The 16,807-nt window shown below is 71.9% G+C and carries 16 protein-coding genes; 7 read left to right on the top strand and 9 right to left on the bottom strand.

Annotated features, from left to right (window positions below; translation table 11 throughout):
* Positions 1 to 188 precede the first annotated feature (188 nt).
* Positions 189 to 1,091 carry an oxidoreductase gene (locus ACFE7W_RS20775; RefSeq protein ID WP_375426736.1) on the top strand — a complete coding sequence of 301 codons (903 nt, stop codon included), beginning with the start codon at positions 189 to 191 and terminating at the stop codon, positions 1,089 to 1,091.
* Between the two features lie 10 nt (positions 1,092 to 1,101).
* Here ACFE7W_RS20775 and ACFE7W_RS20770 read toward each other — a convergent pair whose 3' ends face one another.
* Entirely contained in the window at positions 1,102 to 1,941 is an 840-nt protein-coding gene (locus ACFE7W_RS20770) for a PHP domain-containing protein (RefSeq protein ID WP_375426735.1), read from the bottom strand.
* Between the two features lie 44 nt (positions 1,942 to 1,985).
* A complete protein-coding gene (locus tag ACFE7W_RS20765; protein ID WP_375426734.1) occupies positions 1,986 to 6,917 on the bottom strand; it encodes an NAD-glutamate dehydrogenase in 4,932 nt (1,643 codons plus the stop codon).
* A gap of 129 nt (positions 6,918 to 7,046) precedes the next feature.
* Between ACFE7W_RS20765 and ACFE7W_RS20760 the strand changes: the two genes are divergently transcribed.
* Positions 7,047 to 7,514, top strand: a complete 468-nt coding sequence (locus tag ACFE7W_RS20760; RefSeq protein WP_375426733.1) for a DUF2505 domain-containing protein — start codon at positions 7,047 to 7,049, stop codon at positions 7,512 to 7,514.
* A gap of 21 nt (positions 7,515 to 7,535) precedes the next feature.
* Positions 7,536 to 8,597: a magnesium and cobalt transport protein CorA gene (locus tag ACFE7W_RS20755; RefSeq protein WP_375426732.1), complete on the top strand. Its 1,062-nt coding sequence runs from the start codon at positions 7,536 to 7,538 to the stop codon at positions 8,595 to 8,597.
* A gap of 136 nt (positions 8,598 to 8,733) precedes the next feature.
* Here ACFE7W_RS20755 and ACFE7W_RS20750 read toward each other — a convergent pair whose 3' ends face one another.
* From ACFE7W_RS20750 to ACFE7W_RS20740, 3 genes are all read right to left on the bottom strand, one after another.
* Entirely contained in the window at positions 8,734 to 8,937 is a 204-nt protein-coding gene (locus ACFE7W_RS20750; RefSeq protein WP_375426731.1) for a cold-shock protein, read from the bottom strand.
* A gap of 245 nt (positions 8,938 to 9,182) precedes the next feature.
* The gene (locus ACFE7W_RS20745; RefSeq protein ID WP_375426730.1) at positions 9,183 to 9,989 is read right to left on the bottom strand and encodes a Ku protein; all 807 of its coding nucleotides are present in this window, start codon (positions 9,987 to 9,989) and stop codon (positions 9,183 to 9,185) included.
* 54 nt (positions 9,990 to 10,043) lie between these two features.
* Complete coding sequence (locus ACFE7W_RS20740) at positions 10,044 to 10,505, bottom strand: DUF6912 family protein (RefSeq protein WP_375426737.1); 462 nt, start codon at positions 10,503 to 10,505, stop codon at positions 10,044 to 10,046.
* Between the two features lie 77 nt (positions 10,506 to 10,582).
* Between ACFE7W_RS20740 and ACFE7W_RS20735 the strand changes: the two genes are divergently transcribed.
* From ACFE7W_RS20735 to ACFE7W_RS20725, 3 genes are all read left to right on the top strand, one after another.
* Positions 10,583 to 11,005, top strand: a complete 423-nt coding sequence (locus ACFE7W_RS20735; RefSeq protein WP_375426729.1) for a hypothetical protein — start codon at positions 10,583 to 10,585, stop codon at positions 11,003 to 11,005.
* A 17-nt stretch (positions 11,006 to 11,022) separates the two neighbouring features.
* The gene (locus ACFE7W_RS20730; RefSeq protein WP_375426728.1) at positions 11,023 to 12,333 is read left to right on the top strand and encodes a hypothetical protein; all 1,311 of its coding nucleotides are present in this window, start codon (positions 11,023 to 11,025) and stop codon (positions 12,331 to 12,333) included.
* Positions 12,334 to 12,416: 83 nt separating this feature from the next.
* Positions 12,417 to 13,172, top strand: coding sequence for a GntR family transcriptional regulator (locus ACFE7W_RS20725; RefSeq protein WP_375426727.1), 756 nt, complete (start codon positions 12,417 to 12,419; stop codon positions 13,170 to 13,172).
* Positions 13,173 to 13,194: 22 nt separating this feature from the next.
* Here ACFE7W_RS20725 and ACFE7W_RS20720 read toward each other — a convergent pair whose 3' ends face one another.
* Together ACFE7W_RS20720 and ACFE7W_RS20715 are read right to left on the bottom strand one after the other, a co-directional pair.
* Positions 13,195 to 13,683, bottom strand: a complete 489-nt coding sequence (locus ACFE7W_RS20720) for a phosphoribosyltransferase (protein ID WP_375426726.1) — start codon at positions 13,681 to 13,683, stop codon at positions 13,195 to 13,197.
* Between the two features lie 7 nt (positions 13,684 to 13,690).
* Positions 13,691 to 14,218, bottom strand: a complete 528-nt coding sequence (locus tag ACFE7W_RS20715) for an Rv3235 family protein (protein ID WP_375426725.1) — start codon at positions 14,216 to 14,218, stop codon at positions 13,691 to 13,693.
* 117 nt (positions 14,219 to 14,335) lie between these two features.
* Between ACFE7W_RS20715 and ACFE7W_RS20710 the strand changes: the two genes are divergently transcribed.
* On the top strand, positions 14,336 to 15,070 hold the full coding sequence (locus ACFE7W_RS20710; protein ID WP_375426724.1) for a DUF5995 family protein: 735 nt from the start codon (positions 14,336 to 14,338) through the stop codon (positions 15,068 to 15,070).
* A gap of 45 nt (positions 15,071 to 15,115) precedes the next feature.
* On the opposite strand, the gene ACFE7W_RS20705 is transcribed toward ACFE7W_RS20710, so the two are convergent.
* On the bottom strand, positions 15,116 to 16,114 hold the full coding sequence (locus ACFE7W_RS20705) for a DUF3048 domain-containing protein (RefSeq protein ID WP_375426723.1): 999 nt from the start codon (positions 16,112 to 16,114) through the stop codon (positions 15,116 to 15,118).
* 61 nt (positions 16,115 to 16,175) lie between these two features.
* On the bottom strand, positions 16,176 to 16,807 hold a 632-nt coding region (locus tag ACFE7W_RS20700; protein WP_375426722.1), incomplete at its 5' end, for an SEC-C metal-binding domain-containing protein.

Raw genomic sequence — 16,807 nt, 5'->3', positions numbered from 1 at the left:
AGCGCCAACCAGCGCCGAAGAATCTTCGTCGTCACCCCAACCCCCGATGGTGTGGCCCCAGAGCGGGGCGTTACGGACCCTCGTCGTCGAGGGACGGAGGAAGACTACCGCGCCTGGTCAGACCCCGTGCCCGATCGCCCAGGGCATGCGCACGCTGTCCCCTGGGGCCCAGCGGCTACGGTCGGGACATGGCCGACTCCACCACCTCTGCCCAACCCGACACCTCCAGCTCAGACACCTACGACCTCGGCGCACTGACGGTGCACCGGATCGGCTTCGGCGCGATGCAGCTGCCCGGCCGCGGCGTGATGGGTCCGCCGCGCGACCGGGACGCGGCGGTCGCGGTGCTGCGCCGCGCCGTCGAGCTCGGCGTCGACCACATCGACACCGCCCAGTTCTACGGGCCCGACGTGGCCAACGAGCTGATCCGCGAGGCGCTGCATCCCTATCCCGAGGGCCTCGCCCTGGTGTCCAAGGTGGGGGCCCGTCGAGACGCCAAGGGTGGCTGGCCGCCCGCGCAGCTGCCGGCCGAGCTGCGCGAGGACGTGCACGCCAACCTGCGGAGCCTGGGGGTCGAGCAGCTGGCCGCGGTCAACCTCCGCATCACCGACCCGGTGCCCCACTACACCCCGCCGCCGCTGGAGGACCAGCTGGCCGAGATGCTCGCCATGCAGGACGAGGGACTCATCGCCGGGATCGGGCTGTCCAGCGTGACCCTCGAGCAGCTGGACACCGCGCTGGGGCAGATGGACATCGTCTGTGTCCAGAACGCGTACAGCATCCTCGACCGCACCCACGAGGAGCTGCTGCAGCGCTGCGTCGCCGAGGAGATCGCGTTCGTGCCGTTCTTCCCCCTCGGCTCGGCCTTTCCCGGGATGCCCAAGGTGGCCGACCAGCCGCAGGTCAAGGCGGTCGCCGAGCGGCACGGCGCCACGCCCGCCCAGGTGGGCCTGGCCTGGCTGCTGCAGCACGCGCCGAACGTCCTGCTCATCCCCGGCACCTCCTCGGTCACGCACCTGGAGGAGAACCTGGGCACCGCCGGGGTGACGCTCTCCGCCGAGGACCTGGCCGAGCTGGACACCATCTCCTGAGCGACGTGGCTCAGGGGACGGCCAGCCGGGACCGGATCTCGGCCAGGACCTCCGGGTCGGTGGTGTTGCAGCCGAGATCGTGGTCGGTCTTGCCGGTCCCGTGGTAGTCGCTCGACCCGGTGGCCAGCAGGCCGAGGCGCACGGTCAGCCTGCGCAGTCGACGGCGGGTGTCGCGGTCGTGGTCCTGGTGGTCGACCTCGATCCCGTCGAGGTGGTGGTCGGCCGCCAGCGTGGCCAGCAGCTCCGGCGGCAAGGTCCTCGCCCGGCCGCGGCCCCACGGGTGGGCGATCACGGCCACCCCGCCGGCCGCGTGCACGAGGTCGATGCCGCGTACCAGGTCCAGGGCGTAGCGGGAGACGTGCGCGGGACCGCCGTCGGCGAGGTAGCGGTCGAAGGCCTCGGTCCGGTCACGTACGTGACCGGCCTCGACGAGGGCGTCGGCAATGTGCGGGCGGCCGACCGAGGGACTGTCCCCCACCTGACGCATCACCGCCGCCTCACTCACCGGGGCACCGAGCGCGGCGAGCTTCGCCAGCACCCCGGCCACCCGGCCCTGCCGTCCCTCGCGGACCCGGTCCAGCTCCTCGGCCAGCGCCGGGTCGGCCGGGTCGGCGCCGTAGGCAAGCAGGTGCACGCTGCTGCCCTGCCGCTCGCACGAGAGCTCGAGCCCGCGAACGACGTCCACGCCGAGCCGCCCGCCCTCGGCCACGGCGTCGTCCAGGCCGTCGAAGGTGTCGTGGTCGGTCAGGGCCACCACGTCGAGGCCGGCCCGGGCGGCCTGGCCGACCAGCTCGGTCGGGGTGTCGGTCCCGTCGGAGACCGAGGAGTGGGTGTGGAGGTCGATCCGCATCCTCCAGACCTACCACGACCGCCGGCCGGGTCCCCGCACTGCCGTCAGCCGGCCTGCGGCAGCAGCCCCCGCGCGACCCTCAGGCCCACCGACATCCGGGCCAGGTCGGGCCGGCCGGCGCAGATCGACCGCAGCGTCCGGATCGCCTCGGCCGCCCCGGGTACCGAGGTCTCCCACTCCGCCAGCGCGTGCGCGGGGTCCTCGCCCGGCTGGTCGAGGTGGGTCAGGGCCTGGGCGGTGAGGGCGGCGTGCACGGCGTGCAGGTCGTCACGCAGCGCGGCCCGGGCCATCGTCTGCCAGCGGTCGGTCCGCGGCAGCTCGATGATCCGGCCCAGCAGCCGGTCCAGCCCCAGCCGCGCACTGAGGGCCAGGTGCACCCCGGCCACCTCGAGCAGGTCGCGGGAGTCCCGCTCCGCGGTCTGGACGATGGTCAGGGCCCCGTACGCGGGCGGCAGGGCGGCGACGGCCAGCGCGAGCTCCTCGGGCACGCCGGCCTTGCGGTAGCGGGCCAGCCGCGCGTCCAGGGCCTCGCGTTCGCGGGTCGGCAGCAGCTCGGGCAGGGCGGCCCGGATCCGTCCGACGCCCTCGGCCAGCTCGTCGACCAGAGCCCGGACGTCCACCGGACGCCGCCGGCTCACCAGCCAGCGCGTCGCCCGCTCGACCAGGGTCCGCAGCTCCAGCCGCAGCACCGTCTGGGTCTGCGCCTCCACCTGGTGGTCGAGCGCGGCGACGGCGGCCTCCAGCGCGTCGGCGTCGAAGATGACCCGGGCGGCGACGTGGGCCAGCACGATGTCGGCCGCGCCGGCGCCGGTCTCCATCGAGATCCGGTGGAAGCAGGTGATGCCGGCGGAGTCGACGAACCGGTTGACCGCGACCGTGGTGACGATCTCGCGGTGCAGGCGGTGGCTTCGCATCTGCTCGGCGTAGGTCCGACGCAGTGCCTCGGGGAAGTAGTCAACCAGGTCGCCGGCCAGGTACTCCTCCTCGGGCAGGGCCGAGTCGTCGAGCTCGGACTCCAGCACGATCTTGGTGTAGGCCAACAGCGTGCTGAGCTCGGGGGCGGTGAGGCCACGCTTGGCGCTGCGCCGCAGCTCGAGCTCGTCCTCGCTGGGCAGGAACTCCAGCTCACGGTCCAGCAACCCCTGATCCTCCAGCCGGGCCATCCAGTCCTCGTGCACCCCGGCCATCGAGTAGGCCTGGTGCTCGGCGTTGGCCAGGGCCAGGTTCTGCGACTCGTTGTGGGCCAGCACGTGCTCGGCGACGTCGTCGGTCATGGAGGCGAGCAGCGCGTCGCGCTCCGGCAGCGTCAGCCGCCCCGCCGCCACCTCCGGCGCCAGCAGGATCTTGATGTTCACCTCGTGGTCGGAGGTGTCGACGCCGGCGGAGTTGTCGACGAAGTCGGTGTTGATCCGGCCACCTGTGGACTGGGGCCCGCCTCTGGTCGCGTACTCGATCCGGCCCCGCTGGGTCAGCCCGAGGTTGCCGCCCTCGCCGACGACCCGGGCCCGCAGCTGGGCCCCGTCGACGCGGAGCGCGTCGTTGGCCTTGTCCCCCACCTGGGCGTTGGCCTCGGCCGCCGACTTCACGTAGGTGCCGATGCCGCCGTTCCAGAGCAGGTCCACCGGCGCCCGCAGGCAGGCGTTGATCAGTGCGGTCGGGGCCAACGCCGTGACGTCGGCCGCCAGCCCCAGCAGCTCCCGCAGCCGCGGCCCGACCGGGATCGACTTCAGCGTCCGCGGCCAGACGCCACCGCCGGCCGAGATCAGGTGCGTGTCGTAGTCGGCCCAGCTCGACCTCGGCAGCGCGAACAGCCGCTCCCGCTCGGCCCAGCTGCGCTCGGGGTCGGGGTCCGGATCGAGGAAGATGTGCCGGTGGTCGAACGCCGCCACCAGCCGGATGTGGTGGCTGAGCAGCATCCCGTTGCCGAAGACGTCGCCGCTCATGTCCCCGATCCCCACGCAGCTGAAGTCCTCCGAGGCGACGTCGAGACCGAGCTCGCGGAAGTGCCGGGTGACCGAGGCCCAGGCGCCGCGGGCGGTGATGCCCATCGCCTTGTGGTCATAGCCCGCCGAGCCGCCGGAGGCGAACGCGTCGCCCAGCCAGAAGCCGCGGCCGATCGAGATGGCGTTGGCGGTGTCGGAGAAGGTGGCGGTGCCCTTGTCGGCGGCCACCACCAAATACGGGTCGTCACCGTCGTGCCGCAGCACGCCGGCGGGGGTGCTGACCACGCCGTCGACCAGGTTGTCGGTGACGTCCAGCAGGCTCTCGATGAAGATCTGGTAGCAGGCCGTGCCTTCGGCGAACCAGGCCTCGCGGTCGACCGTGGGGTCGGGCAGCCGGCGGGGGTAGAAGCCGCCCTTGGCGCCGACCGGGACGATCACGGTGTTCTTCACCATCTGCGCCTTGACCAGGCCGAGCACCTCGGTACGGAAGTCCTCCGCCCGGTCGGACCAGCGCAATCCGCCCCGGGCCACGGCACCGAAGCGCAGGTGCACGCCCTCGACCCGGGGTGAGTAGACGTAGATCTCGAACTCGGGCCGCGGCTCGGGCAGGTCCGGGACCTCCCGGGGCCGCAGCTTGATCGCCAGCGCCGGCCGCTCGGGCACGAAGTAGTTGGTCCGGGAGGCGGCGGCGAGCACGGCCAGGTACGAGCGGACGATCCGGTCGTGGTCGAGGCTGGCCACCTCGTCCAGCGCGGTGGTGATCTCGCCGGTCAGGGCCTCGACCCGTTCGGCCCTGCTGCTGTCACCGGGCGGGGTGGCCGGGTCGAACTTGGTCTCGAAGAGCGCCACCAGGCGGGCCGCCAGGCGTGGGTTGGCGGTCAGCGCGGAGGCGAGGTAGGCCTGCGAGTAGGTGCTGCCGGCCTGCTGCAGGTAGCGGCCGACGGCCCGGAGCAGGCTGACCTGGCGCCAGGTCAGTCCGGCCCCCAGCACCAGGGCGTTGTAGCCGTCGGACTCGCTGTCCCCCTCGTAGGAGGCGGCGAACGCGGTCAGGAAGCGGTCCCGCGCGTCCGCCCGCCAGTCACGGCCCACGGCCGCCCGCCCGCCCGGCACGGTCAGGCCGAAGTCGTAGACGAACGCGCGTTCGTGACGCAGGGCCAGCTCGTAGGGCCGCTCGTCGATCACGTCGACGCCGAGCAGGCTCAGGTGCGGCAGGATCCGGGACAGCGACATCGAGGCGTCCCGGCGGAAGATCTTCAACCGCAGGTCGGCCTCGTCGTCGGCCCGGACGGGGGCGTGCACGGTCATCGACATGGCCGCCGGCCCGCTCAGGGCGTCGAGCGCGGCCAGGTCGTCGAGGGCCTGCGCCGCGTCGTAGTCCTCCTTGTAGGACTCCGGCAGGGCACCGGCCATGGCGCTCAGCCGCTCGGCGGCGTCGCTGGAGGCCAGCAGGTCGGCGAACTCGTCGTCCCAGGAACGGGTGGTGGCGGTCAGCTCGCGCTCGAGCTGGCCGACGTCGACGGCCCCGAGCGGCCGACCCAACGGCATCCGGGTGACGACGTGCAGCCGGGCCAGCACCGACTCGGTGACGCGGGCCGTGTAGTCGGTGGTCGCCCCGCCCAGCCGGCGCAGCAGCAGGTCCTCCATCCGCCGCCGGACCGCGGTGGTGTAGCGGTCCCGGGGCAGGTAGACCAGGCAGCTGAGGTAGCGGCCGTAGGGGTCGGCGCGGACGAACATCCGCACCTGGCGGCGCTCCTTGAGGTGCGCGATCTTCTCCACCGTGACCGCCAGCTCACCGACCGGGGTCTGGAACAGCTCGTCGCGGGGGTAGGTCTCGAGGACGTCCAGCACGGCCTTGCCGCCGTGGCTGTGCTCGTCGTAACCGGACCGAGCCAGTACCGCGGCCGCCTTCTGACGCAGCACCGGCACCCGCGCCACGCTCTCGGAGTAGGCCGAGGAGGAGAACAGGCCGAGGAACCGACGCTCGGCCACGACCTCACCGTCGGCGTCGAAGGTCCGCAGCCCGATGTAGTCCAGGTAGGCCGGTCGGTGGACCCGGGAGCGCCAGTTGTCCTTGGTGATGACCATCAGCGAGACGGTGTCGTCCACCGCCGGCAGGGCGCCGAACGCATCGGGGTCGTCGACGTCGCCGCGCAGGATTCCCAGACCGGTACCCGGTACCAGCTCGTAGCGGCCCGGCTGCCCGGCGGTGCGGCCGACGAGGCGGTACTCGCGGTAGCCGAGGTAGGTGAAGTGGTCGGTGTTCAGCCAGCCGAGCAGCTCCCGGGCCAGCGCGGCCTCGCCCAACCGCGTCGGTCCGCCGTTCGCGACCACCTGGTCGGGGTCGGACCCCTCGCCCGGGCCGGCCAGCGAGTCGGCCACGGCCACAGCACGGGTGCGCATCTCCTGCCAGTCCTCGACGGTGTCGCGAACGAGGGTGAGCACCTCGCGCAGGCCCCGCTCCAGGTCGGGCAGCAGCCGGTCCGGGTCGTCCGGACGGGCGGGCGGCAGGATCTCCAGGTGCATCCAGGACTCGGCCTGGACGCCCGGCTCGGCCCGGGCGTCACCGCGGACGACGCTGAGCAGGTTGCCGGCCTCGTCGCGACGTACCAGGAATTGGGGGTGGAAGACCTCGCGGACGCTCCAGCCCTGCCGGAGCACCTCCATGGTGACCGAGTCGACCAGGAAGGGCTGGTCGTCGGTGACGACCTGCACCACCGTCGCCCCGCCCGCGGTCCAGCCGTCGGCCCGACCGGGCGTCCGCGAGGCGACGACGGACTCTCCGGCCGGGCGCCGCAGCGCGGCCCGGTAGTGGCTCTCGACCAGACCCAGCAGGTCGGGCACCGTCCGGGCCTCGACGTCGCCGGCGTCCACGTGCCGGAAGTAGTGGGTGAGGAACTCACTCACCTGGGCCGGATCGGTCTTCAGGGACGCGGCCACGGCAGCGCCTGCAGCAGCGACCTCGGCCACCTTCGAGACCTTCTGCTCCTCCTGCTGGGCGTCGGTCACCAGCACCACCGGTTCTGCTACCACCACGTCGATCCGTCCTCACTGCGTCGCCGCACCTCGTTGTGCCTGACGGTTCGACCTTAGGACATCGCCGCGGCCAGAACCTGTCCGCAGCGGCGACCGGCGCGGCTCGGGCGGCGCTGTCATCATGGGCGCATGGACATCACCACGCGGCTCGAGTTCGCCGCCGCACCCCAGGACGTGTACGCGATGCTGACCGACCAGGCCTACCTGGTGGAGGTGTGCCAGGCCACCGAGTCGACCCGCTACGAGGCCACGGTCAACGGGTCGAGCACCAACACCACGCGCACCTTCCCCGCTCCCGACGCGGTGGCCCGGTTCACCGGGGCGGAGCTGACCGTCACCGAGCAGACGGTCTGGAGCGGTGCCGCGGACGGCCAGCGGACCGGTGAGCTGACGATGAGCGTCAAGGGCCAGCCCGTCACCATGCGAGGGCGGATCACCCTCGGCGCCGGCGGCCCGGGAACGGTCGTGGCGTTGACCGGTGAGCTGAAGGTCGCCATCCCCCTGCTGGGCAAGAAGCTCGAGCAGTCGACGGCACCGACCGTGCTGGCCGGCTTCCAGACCCAGCAGGACGTCGGGAACCGCTGGCTGGCTCGCTGAGGACCGGCGAGAGCAACGGCGGTGGAGCTGGAGCAGGTCGGTCCGGGCGACGACCTCGGGCCGCGTCCGGGCCTGGTGGACAACGCGATCTACGTCGACGGCCGGCGGTCGGACAGCCCGGACAACCTGGACGAGACCTTCGAGCTGCTCCGGGAGCGGAACGGCATGGCCTGGATCGGCCTCTACCGCCCGACCCCGGAGGAGATCCAAGCGGTCGCGACCGAGTTCGCCATGCACCCGCTCGCCGTCGAGGACGCGATCGCGGCACATCAGCGTCCCAAGCTCGAGCACTACGGCGACCTGCTCTTCGCCGTGCTGAGGCCGGCCCGCTACGTCGACGCCACCGAGAAGGTCGAGTTCGGCGAGCTGCACGTCTTCGTGGGCGCCGACTTCGTGGTGACCATCCGGCACGCGGAGTCCCCCGACCTGGCCCGGGCGCGCGCCCGGCTCGAGAAGAGCCGCGACCTGCTCTGCCTCGGCCCGGAGGCGGTGCTCTACGCGATCCTGGACCAGGTCGTCGACGAGTACGTCCCCGTGGTCACGGGGCTGCAGAACGACGTCGACGAGATCGAGGACCAGCTGTTCACCGGCGACCCGGCGGTGACCCGACGGATCTACGAGCTCACCCGGGAGGTCATCCACTTCCAGCGGGCGACCCGGCCCCTCGTCGAGATGCTCACCGCGCTCGAGAACGATCCCGGAGGCAAGACCCTCGACGTGGAGCTGAAGCGGCTGCTGCGGGACGTGGCCGACCACGTGCTGCGGATCGTCGAGCGCGTGGATGCGCTCCGGGCTCTGCTGCAGAACGCGTTGAGCGTGCACGCCACGCTCGTGGGCCAGCGGCAGAACGACGAGATGCGGTCCCTCACCCAGACCAGCCTGGACCAGAACGAGCAGGTGAAACGGATCTCCAGCTGGGCGGCGATCCTCTTCGCTCCCACGCTGGTGGGCACCATCTACGGGATGAACTTCCAGCACATGCCCGAACTCGCCTGGCGTCTCGGTTACCCGCTCGCCCTGGCGGCGATGCTCGTGATGGGCTTCATCCTCTACCGGGTGTTCAAGCACCGCCGCTGGCTCTGAGGTGGAGGCGTGAACCTCCGAGAACGCACGAACCGCTGAGAGACGACGTCCTGGGGAGCCAGGATGATGTCGCTTCTCAGCGGTTCGTGAGTTCTGACCGGTCAGCCCGGGGGCTGACCAGCATCAGAAGGTGGGATCAGATGGAGCGGACCTTGTCGGCCTGCGGTCCCTTGGGGCCCTGGGTCGTGTCGAACTCGACACGCTGGCCCTCGTCGAGGGAACGGAAGCCGGTCGACTCGATCGCGCTGTAGTGCACGAAGACGTCGGGGCCACCCCCGTCAACCTCAATGAAGCCGAAGCCCTTTTCGCCGTTGAACCACTTGACGGTTCCCTGTGCCATGAAACATCTCCTAGCGATGTCGAGGCCGCACTTCACGGCTCTCGAGTGCTGTCAGACGTTGGACCCGTGCCAACGCCCACGCAAGATTCTAAGGACGTAGCACGTACCACGACACAAGACCTTTACAGCGCATTCAGTCTTGCACATCTGGGCCGCTGAGGGTACTCGGCGCCCCCTGACGTGCGCTCACGCCGCAGGCCTCGGCGGCCGCGCCCCCGCCACCGCAGTGCAAACGCTCCGCCACCTCAGCCGGTCTTGGCCTGCTCGGCCGAGGCGCGACGCTTCTTGGCCGCTTCGACCGAGGCACGGAGGGCGGCGACGAGGTCGACGACCTCGGCCTCCTTCGGCGCCTCCGCCTCCTCCGGCATCGTCACGCCCTCGGCCTTGCTCTGCACCAGCGACTCCACCGCCTCACGGTAGGAGTCGGTGAAGTCCTCGGGGGCGAAGTCGCCCGAGAGGGCGTCGATGAAGGACTGGGCCATCGTGACCTCCGCGCTGGAGACCGTGACACTCTCGGGCGGGGCGGCGAAGGCGCCGTCGCGTAGCTCGTCCGGCCAGAGCATGGTGTGCATCACGAGCACGCCGTCCTTGGGACGGATCAGCGCCAGCGCCTCACGCGAGCGGAGCGCCACCTTGACCACGGCGCACTGCTCGCTAGCCGTCAGGGCGTCGCGCAGCAGGACGTACGGCTTCACCCCCGGGCCGTCGGCCTGCAAGAAGTAGGTCTTGTTGAAGTAGGTCGGGTCGACCTCCTCCGCGCCCACGAACTGGACCACCTCGACGGACTTGGTGGTGGCCAGCGGCAGCTGGTCGAAGTCCTCCTTGTCGAGGATCACCATCCGCCCGTCGGCCATCTCGTAGCCCTTGGCGATGTCGGCGTACGGGATCTCGTCGCCGTCCAGCTCGCAGACGCGCTTGTACTTGATCCGACCGCCGTCGGAGGAGTGCACCTGCCGGAAGCTGATGTCCTTCTCCTCGGTCGCGGAGTACAGCTTGACCGGGATGGTGACCAGGCCGAAGGAGATCGCGCCTTTCCAGATGGAACGTGGCATGGGCCTAGTCTGCCCGACGGTGCTCGGCGTCACACCTGGCCACGACGGGGTTTCTCAGCCGAGGTCGTCGAGCTCGCCGGTGGCGTACCAGAGCAGGTCGATGGTCTCGCCGAGCTCGACGACCGCGGGCAGCTCCAGGACCCGGTCCAGGGCCACCCCGGCGGCTGCCTCAGCCGCGGCGGCCACGGCCGGCGCCGCCTCCGGCCCGTCGGCGAAGAGGGCCCGCACCTGATCCCAGCGCACCGCCTCGACCCGGACCTCGCCGAGCTCCGTGCGCGCGTCGAGGACCTGCTGCGCCGCGGCCTCGACGGCCAGGATGAGCCGGCGGGGTCCCGTCAGACCCTCCAGGGCGGCGACGCCCGCGGCGTTCAAGGCCGCGTAGTCGGCTTCGTCGCCCGCGTCGGAGCCCAAGCCGGCGAGCAGGGACGGAGTGGCCGCGAAGCCCTGGAGCACGCTCGGCCCCCGCCCACCGCGCAGGACGACGGCGGCGGAGAACGGCATCGGGACGAAGACCATCACCACCTCACCGTATTACCGGCCCCGCCGCACTACCGTGGACGCCGACGATGAGGACCCAGGAGAGTGAACCGAGGATGACGATCCGGCACCGCACCCACACCGCCGGGCTGGCGGTGCTGCTGACGCTGGCCCTCGCGGGCTGCGGTGGCAGCAGCACCGATCCCGGGACGGCCCCGTCGCAGAGCCCCGGGACCAGCGCGCCCGGGACCAGTACGACCGCGCCCGCCGACACCATCACCCTGGACATCACCATCGCCGGCGGCAAGGTCAGCCCCAGCGGGCAGAAGATCGACGCCAAGGTCGGTCAGCGGGTGGTCGAGAACATCACCTCCGACGTGGACGACGAGGTGCACGCCCACACCGGCGGCGACGGCTACGAGCTCGAGGTCAAGGCCGGCCAACCGGCGACGGGAGGCTTCACCCTGACCACGCCGGGCAGCTTCGAGGTCGAGTCGCACGGCACCGGCAAGATCATCGCCATCCTGAACGTCCGCTAGTGGTCGGCTAGGGCCCGGTGCTCGTCCCCCTGCACGGGATCGCGTCCCGGCACGACCTGCCGCTGCCGTTCTCGTTCCTCCTCGTCGGCGCGGCGGCGGCGCTGGCCGTCTCGTTCGCCGTGCTGCTGCTGGCCTGGCGCCGACCGCGCTACCGCACCTTGGCCGGGGTGCCACTGGCGGGTCTGACCCGGCTGGTGGACTCCCCGGCCACGCGCGTCGTGCTGAGGGTGCTCGTGCTGGCCCTCTACGCCTGGGTGGCGCTGGCGCTGATGCTGGGCCGCGACCTGCTGACCAACCCGGTGTTCGGCTTCGTCTACGTGTGGCTGTGGGTCGGACTGGTCCCGGTCTCGCTGCTGCTGGGACCGGTCTGGCGGGTCGCCAACCCGCTACGGACCGTCCACCGGCTGCTCTGCGCCCTGGCGCGGGTCGACCCTGACGTCGGACTGCTGGTGCTGCCGTCCCGGGTCGGGGTGTGGCCGGCCGCCGTCGGACTGGTCGGCTTCGCCTGGCTGGAGCTGGTCCAGCCGGACCGGACGACGCTCGCCGTGCTGCGGGTCTGGGCCCTGGCCTGGTTCGTGCTGGCGGTCCTGGGCGCCATCCTGTTCGGCTCACGCTGGATCGGCGCGGCGGACCCGTTCGAGGCCTACGGCACCGGCGTCGCGCAGCTCTCGCCGTTCCGCCGCCTCGACGGCATGGTCACCCTCGTCAACCCGCTGGCCGGACTGACGGCCTGGCGTCCGCCGCCGGGCGCCGTCGGCGTGGTGGCGGCCCTGCTCGGCAGCACGGCCTTCGACAGCTTCGCCAACCTCTCCTGGTGGATCCAGACCGTGCAGAGCTCCTCGGTCGTCACCGTGGTCTGGGCCGGCGGCGGCCTGGTCGTCATGATCGTCATCGTCGCGGTCAGCTTCAGCCTCGCCGCCGCCTGGATGGGCCGCTTCGGCGACCTGCCCGCCCGGGCCTACCCACGGCGGATGGCGGGCTCGGTGGTCCCTATCGTGGTCGGCTACGCGGTGGCGCACTACTTCACCCTGCTCGTGGTGGAGGGCCAGCACACCGCGGTGCTGCTGTCGGACCCACTGGGCCGGGGCTGGAACGCCCTCGGCACCGCCCACCTGACGGTGGACTCCGGCATCTTCGACCACCCGACGGTGGTCGCGACCGTCCAGGCTGTGGCCATCGTGGCCGGTCACGTGCTCGGGATCGTCGCTGCCCACGAGAAGGCCGTCACGCTGTTGCCGGAGCGGTCCGCCCTGCGTGGTCAGTGGCCGATGCTGGTGGTCATGGTCGGGTACACCTGCGCCGGCCTCGTGCTGCTGTTCTCGCCCTGACGGCCGGCTGGAACCGACGACGCTCTCACAGCGGTTGTGCGGACAATCTGACGTCTCCCGGACATACGACCTATAGTTCGTCCATGGTGGAGTCAGCGACGATGCGCGAGCTGGACATCACGCTCGACCGCAACTCCCCCGTGCCGCTCTACCACCAGCTTTCCCAGGCCATCGAGCACGCGATCTCGACGGGCATCCTCGCCCCCGGAGACCGGCTGGAGAACGAGCTGTCGCTGACCAGCCGGCTGGGTCTCTCCCGGCCGACGGCCCGGCAGGCCATCCAGGAGCTGGTCAAGAAGGGCCTGCTGGTCCGCAAGCGCGGCGTGGGGACGCAGGTCGTACGCTCCCAGTTCCGTCGCGACGAGCGGTTGAGCAGCCTCAACGAGGACCTGGCCAAGGCCGGCAAGCGGCCCAGCACGCAGCTGCTGGAGTTCTCGGTCGGCGAGCTGGACAGCGACGTGCGCGACGCCATCGACGCGGCCGAGGTCACCGACCGCGAGTTCATCAAGATCCGCCGGCTGCGACTGGCCGACGACGTGCCGCTGGCCGTGCTGACCAACTACCTGCCCGCGCACTTCCAGCTCAACGAGGCCGAGCTGATGCGTCGCGGCCTCTACACCTGCCTGCGCTCGCTCGGGGTGAACCTCAAGATCGCCCACCAACGGATCTCCGCCCGGCTGATGACCGAGGGCGAGGCCCAGCTGCTCGACGAGGAGACCCCGGCCGCCTGCCTGACCGTGGACCGGATCGCCTACGACGACGTGGGTCAGTTCGTCGAGTTCGGCCGCCACCTGTACCACGCGGCCCACTACTCGATCCAGAGCTCGCTGGTCGTCTAGCAGCCCGCCGCGCTTACCGGCCTCAGGCGTCGCGTACGTCGCGGCGGGGCGTGACGGGCGGCTCGGTCGACCAGGGGAAGTTGATCCAGCGGTCGGTCCGGCGCCAGACGAAATCGGCCTTGATGATGGAGCGGGGCTTCTCGTACAGCACGGCGGTGCGTACCTCGGCGACATGACCGCCGCAGAACTCGTGCACCAGCTCGAGGGTCTTGCCGGTGTCGGCGACGTCGTCGACGACGAGCACCTTGGCCTCGTCGAGGTCGCTGGCATCCAGGAAGGGCGGCAGCATCACCGGCACGTCCAGCCGGGAGTCGATGCCGGTGTAGAACTCGACGCTGATCGTGAACAGGTTCTTGCAGTCCAGCGCGTACGCGAGGGCGCCGGCCGGAACCAGACCGCCACGGGCGATGGCGAGCAGGATGTCGGGGGCGAAGTCGCTGTCGGCGACCGTCTGGGCCAGCTCGCGGATGCCCTGGCCGAACAGGTCGTAGGTCAGAATCTCCCGGTCCACCCCGACATCATGTCGGGTCCGGGTCCCCCGGACGCCCACCGGGTCCCAGGTCCAGGGCGGTGCAGAGCCACCGGGACGGCTGGGCCTCCAGCCGGAAGGCGCAGGCCAGTGAGGCCCGTCCGGGACGCGCGTGCACGCTGACCTCGACCGCACCGGTCCGCGGGTACTGCAGCCGGACCGACTGCAGCCGCACCGGCTGCCGCGCCGCGCCCGGCACCCGCACCCGCGGCAGCTGCTCCGCCAGGCCGGTCAGCACGTCCTCGCTCAGCCAGCGGCTGAGCTGGCCCACCGCGCGATGGCCGGTCAGCACCTCCAGCAGCCGGGTGGCCAGCGCGACGCTCCAGGCCTGGGCGTCGGGCAGGCCGGGGACGGTGTGCTCGGCCAGGTCGTCGGCCGGGAGCAGCACCACCGGCGCCGACGGCGGACGCAGGTCGAGGGTCGGCTGGGTCGGCCCGGCCGGCACGAGCGGCGTGGCCTGCCAGCGCTCGGCCGGTGGCCGGCTGTCGGCCAGCAGAGCGACGAGGGCTGCGGTCATCGGTGCTCCGTTCTCGGGTGGTGCTCCGAGCCTGCAGCTTGGCGCCGGCCCCACGCCAGGTCGCGGGGAGGATCTGTGGACAACCCACGCGTTTCGGTCGTGGGAAACACTGGTCGGGTGACCTCGACCGCCATCGCCGGGCTCGTCGGCGAGCTGGACGCGCGGCTGGCCGGGCTGGCCGCCGACGAGTCCCACCGGGCTCCATTCCTGGCCACCTACCGCCGCACGACCGAGGCGGTCGGCACCGCGCTGGACGGAGGCTTCTTCCTCGACGGTGCCTGGGTGGCCCGCTGGACGGCCGTCTTCGGTCGCTACTACCTCGACGCCCTGGACGCCGACCGCCTGGGCAGCACTCCCACGCGGCCGTGGCGGCTCGCCTTCTCCGTGGCCCCGGACGTCCACCCGCTGGGGCACCTGCTGGTGGCGATGAACGCCCACATCAACTACGACCTGCCGCAGGCGATGCTGGACGTGATCGGCCCGGCCGACTTCGACGACGCCGAGCTGCTGGCGGCCCGGGTCCGCGACCACGACCGGATCGACGAGATCCTCAGCGGCCGGGTGGCCGCCGAGGACCAGGCACTGGGCGGGGCGCGCCGGCTCGTCGACCGGGTCCTGGGCCCCGCCAACCGCTACGGCTCGCGACGCTTCCTGGCCGAGGCGCGGGGCAAGGTCTGGGAGAACGTCGGGGCTCTGCACGAGGCGCGACTGCGAGGACCCGGGGACTACCGGACTCGGATAGGCGAGCTGGAGGTCCTGGCCAGCGCCAAGATCGCCGAGATCCTGCGTCCCGGGCCCGTGCTGCTGCGGCTGGCCACCGCCGGCTTCGGGGTCCGGCTGCCACCCCTCTGATCCTTCGACAGGCTCAGGGCGCGGGTCGACACGCCTAGGGGGACGTCAGCCCTGGAGGGTGACCCAGGTCTGGCCGGGGGCGAGGGGGATGTCCCGGCCGTCGCGGTCGCGGAGGCGCATGACGGCTCCCGCGGACGACCGGGACCAGGTGCCGCGGAAGCGGCGGCCGTCCCGGTAGACGCTCACCGCGCCCTCGCCGACGGTGTCCGACATCACCGATGCCGAGCCGAGGACGTCGTGGTTGCCGTCGGCGTGGTCGTGGACGTGCAGCACGACGACGTTGTCGGCCCTGGTCACCGCACCCGAGTCGCCGTCGACGTAGCGCTGCCCGTTCCAGCGGACGGTGTAGCGGCCGCTGGCGTAGTCGAAGCGGAAGGTGTCGTGGCCGACCTTCGAGGTGGGGTGCTGCTCCTTGCGGCCGCCCGAGGGCGTGCCGGCGGCGAAGGTCCAGCCGATCGACCGGGCCGCCCCGGCCTTCTTCCTGGCGGCGATGGACCGCAGGTCGACGAAGACGTTGTGCGGGGCGACCCGTCGCTGGTCGCGGCGGTCGACGAAGATCGGGAGGATCGAGGCCTTGTCGATCGTGCGCTGCACCTTGGTGTTCGCGCCCGAGTAGACCAGGCCCGGCCGACCGAACAGCGGCAGCAGCTGGGCGTCGGTGCTGCGCGCGCTCCGGACCGGACCCAGCCGCTTCGGGAACCGCGTGTGGTAGACGGCGACGAGCCGGGTCTGAGCACCCTCGACCTGCTCGGCGAAGACGATGTCGGCCTGGTTGAGGCCGACCTGCGGCCGGGCGAGGCCGATGTTCTCCACCTTGACCGCCAGCACCTCGCCGGAGTCGACCTTGCCGCCGGTCAGCGGGTCGGTCGGCTTCGGCTTCGGCTTCGGCGTGGCCTCGGGCGTCGGCTTGGGCGGGCTCGACGGCGTCCCGGACGGGGCGGTCGAGGCGGTCGACCCGGCGGCCGGGTGATCGCTACCACCGCCGGCCGCCAGGGCCACGCCTCCGCCGGCCAGGACGAGCACCACCGCCCCTGCGGCCAGCACGCGTCCCCTGCGCCTCAACCTCCACCTCGCCATGCGGCGACGCTAGGGGATCAGATCCGGCTCAGCCGCCCGACCGGCCGTGGCACATCTTGAACTTCTTCCCGGACCCGCACGGGCACGGAGCGTTCCGGCCGACCCCGGCGTAGACGTCGTCGACTCCGGCCGGGGCGCCGGCCGTCTTGACCGAACCGTCCTCGTCCGGCGCCGAGTAGGTCAGCGTGCGCCCCCGGGCGGGCGCCAGACCCTTGGCCTTGACCTGCGGCCGCGCCACCGGCGCGTCGTCAGGGCTGTCAGGGCTGACAGAGTCGACAGAGCCGACCGGCTCCGACTCCAGCGCGACCAGCTCCTCGGCCTCCTCGGGCACCTCGTCACCGTCGACGGCGTGCACCGCGACACCGAAGTCGTCCGGATCGGGACCCGACTCCACCAGCGGCCCGTGATCGTGCCCGTTGGTCCCGACCCCGTGGCGGGTCCCGTTCGCCCCGGCGCCGATCTGCACCGCCCGGCCGTCCTGTCCGGTCACGACGCCCACGGACGCGGCCGGCGCCTGCTCGATTTCGACCTCGAGGTGGAAGACGAAACCGACGACCTCCTCCATGAAGGCGCCCATCATCACCTTGAACATGTCGCCACCCTCGCGCTGGTACTCCACCAGCGGGTCGCGCTGCGCCATGGCCCGCAGGCCGATGCCCT

The sequence above is a fragment of the uncultured Friedmanniella sp. genome, from assembly GCF_964244285.1.
In the GTDB taxonomy this organism is placed as follows: Bacteria; Actinomycetota; Actinomycetes; order Propionibacteriales; family Propionibacteriaceae; genus Microlunatus.
Note: the sequence above shows the minus strand (reverse complement) of the source record. Positions and strands in the feature narration are given on the sequence as shown.

Excerpts from the sequence above, each read along its gene's own strand:
- ACFE7W_RS20775 (WP_375426736.1), top strand. The coding sequence starts at position 189 with ATGGCCGACTCCACCACCTCTGCCCAACCCGACACCTCCAGCTCAGAC.
- ACFE7W_RS20770 (WP_375426735.1), bottom strand. The coding sequence starts at position 1,941 with ATGCGGATCGACCTCCACACCCACTCCTCGGTCTCCGACGGGACCGAC.
- ACFE7W_RS20760 (WP_375426733.1), top strand. The coding sequence starts at position 7,047 with ATGGACATCACCACGCGGCTCGAGTTCGCCGCCGCACCCCAGGACGTG.
- ACFE7W_RS20750 (WP_375426731.1), bottom strand. The coding sequence starts at position 8,937 with ATGGCACAGGGAACCGTCAAGTGGTTCAACGGCGAAAAGGGCTTCGGC.
- ACFE7W_RS20745 (WP_375426730.1), bottom strand. The coding sequence starts at position 9,989 with ATGCCACGTTCCATCTGGAAAGGCGCGATCTCCTTCGGCCTGGTCACC.
- ACFE7W_RS20740 (WP_375426737.1), bottom strand. The coding sequence starts at position 10,505 with ATGGTCTTCGTCCCGATGCCGTTCTCCGCCGCCGTCGTCCTGCGCGGT.
- ACFE7W_RS20735 (WP_375426729.1), top strand. The coding sequence starts at position 10,583 with ATGACGATCCGGCACCGCACCCACACCGCCGGGCTGGCGGTGCTGCTG.
- ACFE7W_RS20725 (WP_375426727.1), top strand. The coding sequence starts at position 12,417 with ATGGTGGAGTCAGCGACGATGCGCGAGCTGGACATCACGCTCGACCGC.
- ACFE7W_RS20715 (WP_375426725.1), bottom strand. The coding sequence starts at position 14,218 with ATGACCGCAGCCCTCGTCGCTCTGCTGGCCGACAGCCGGCCACCGGCC.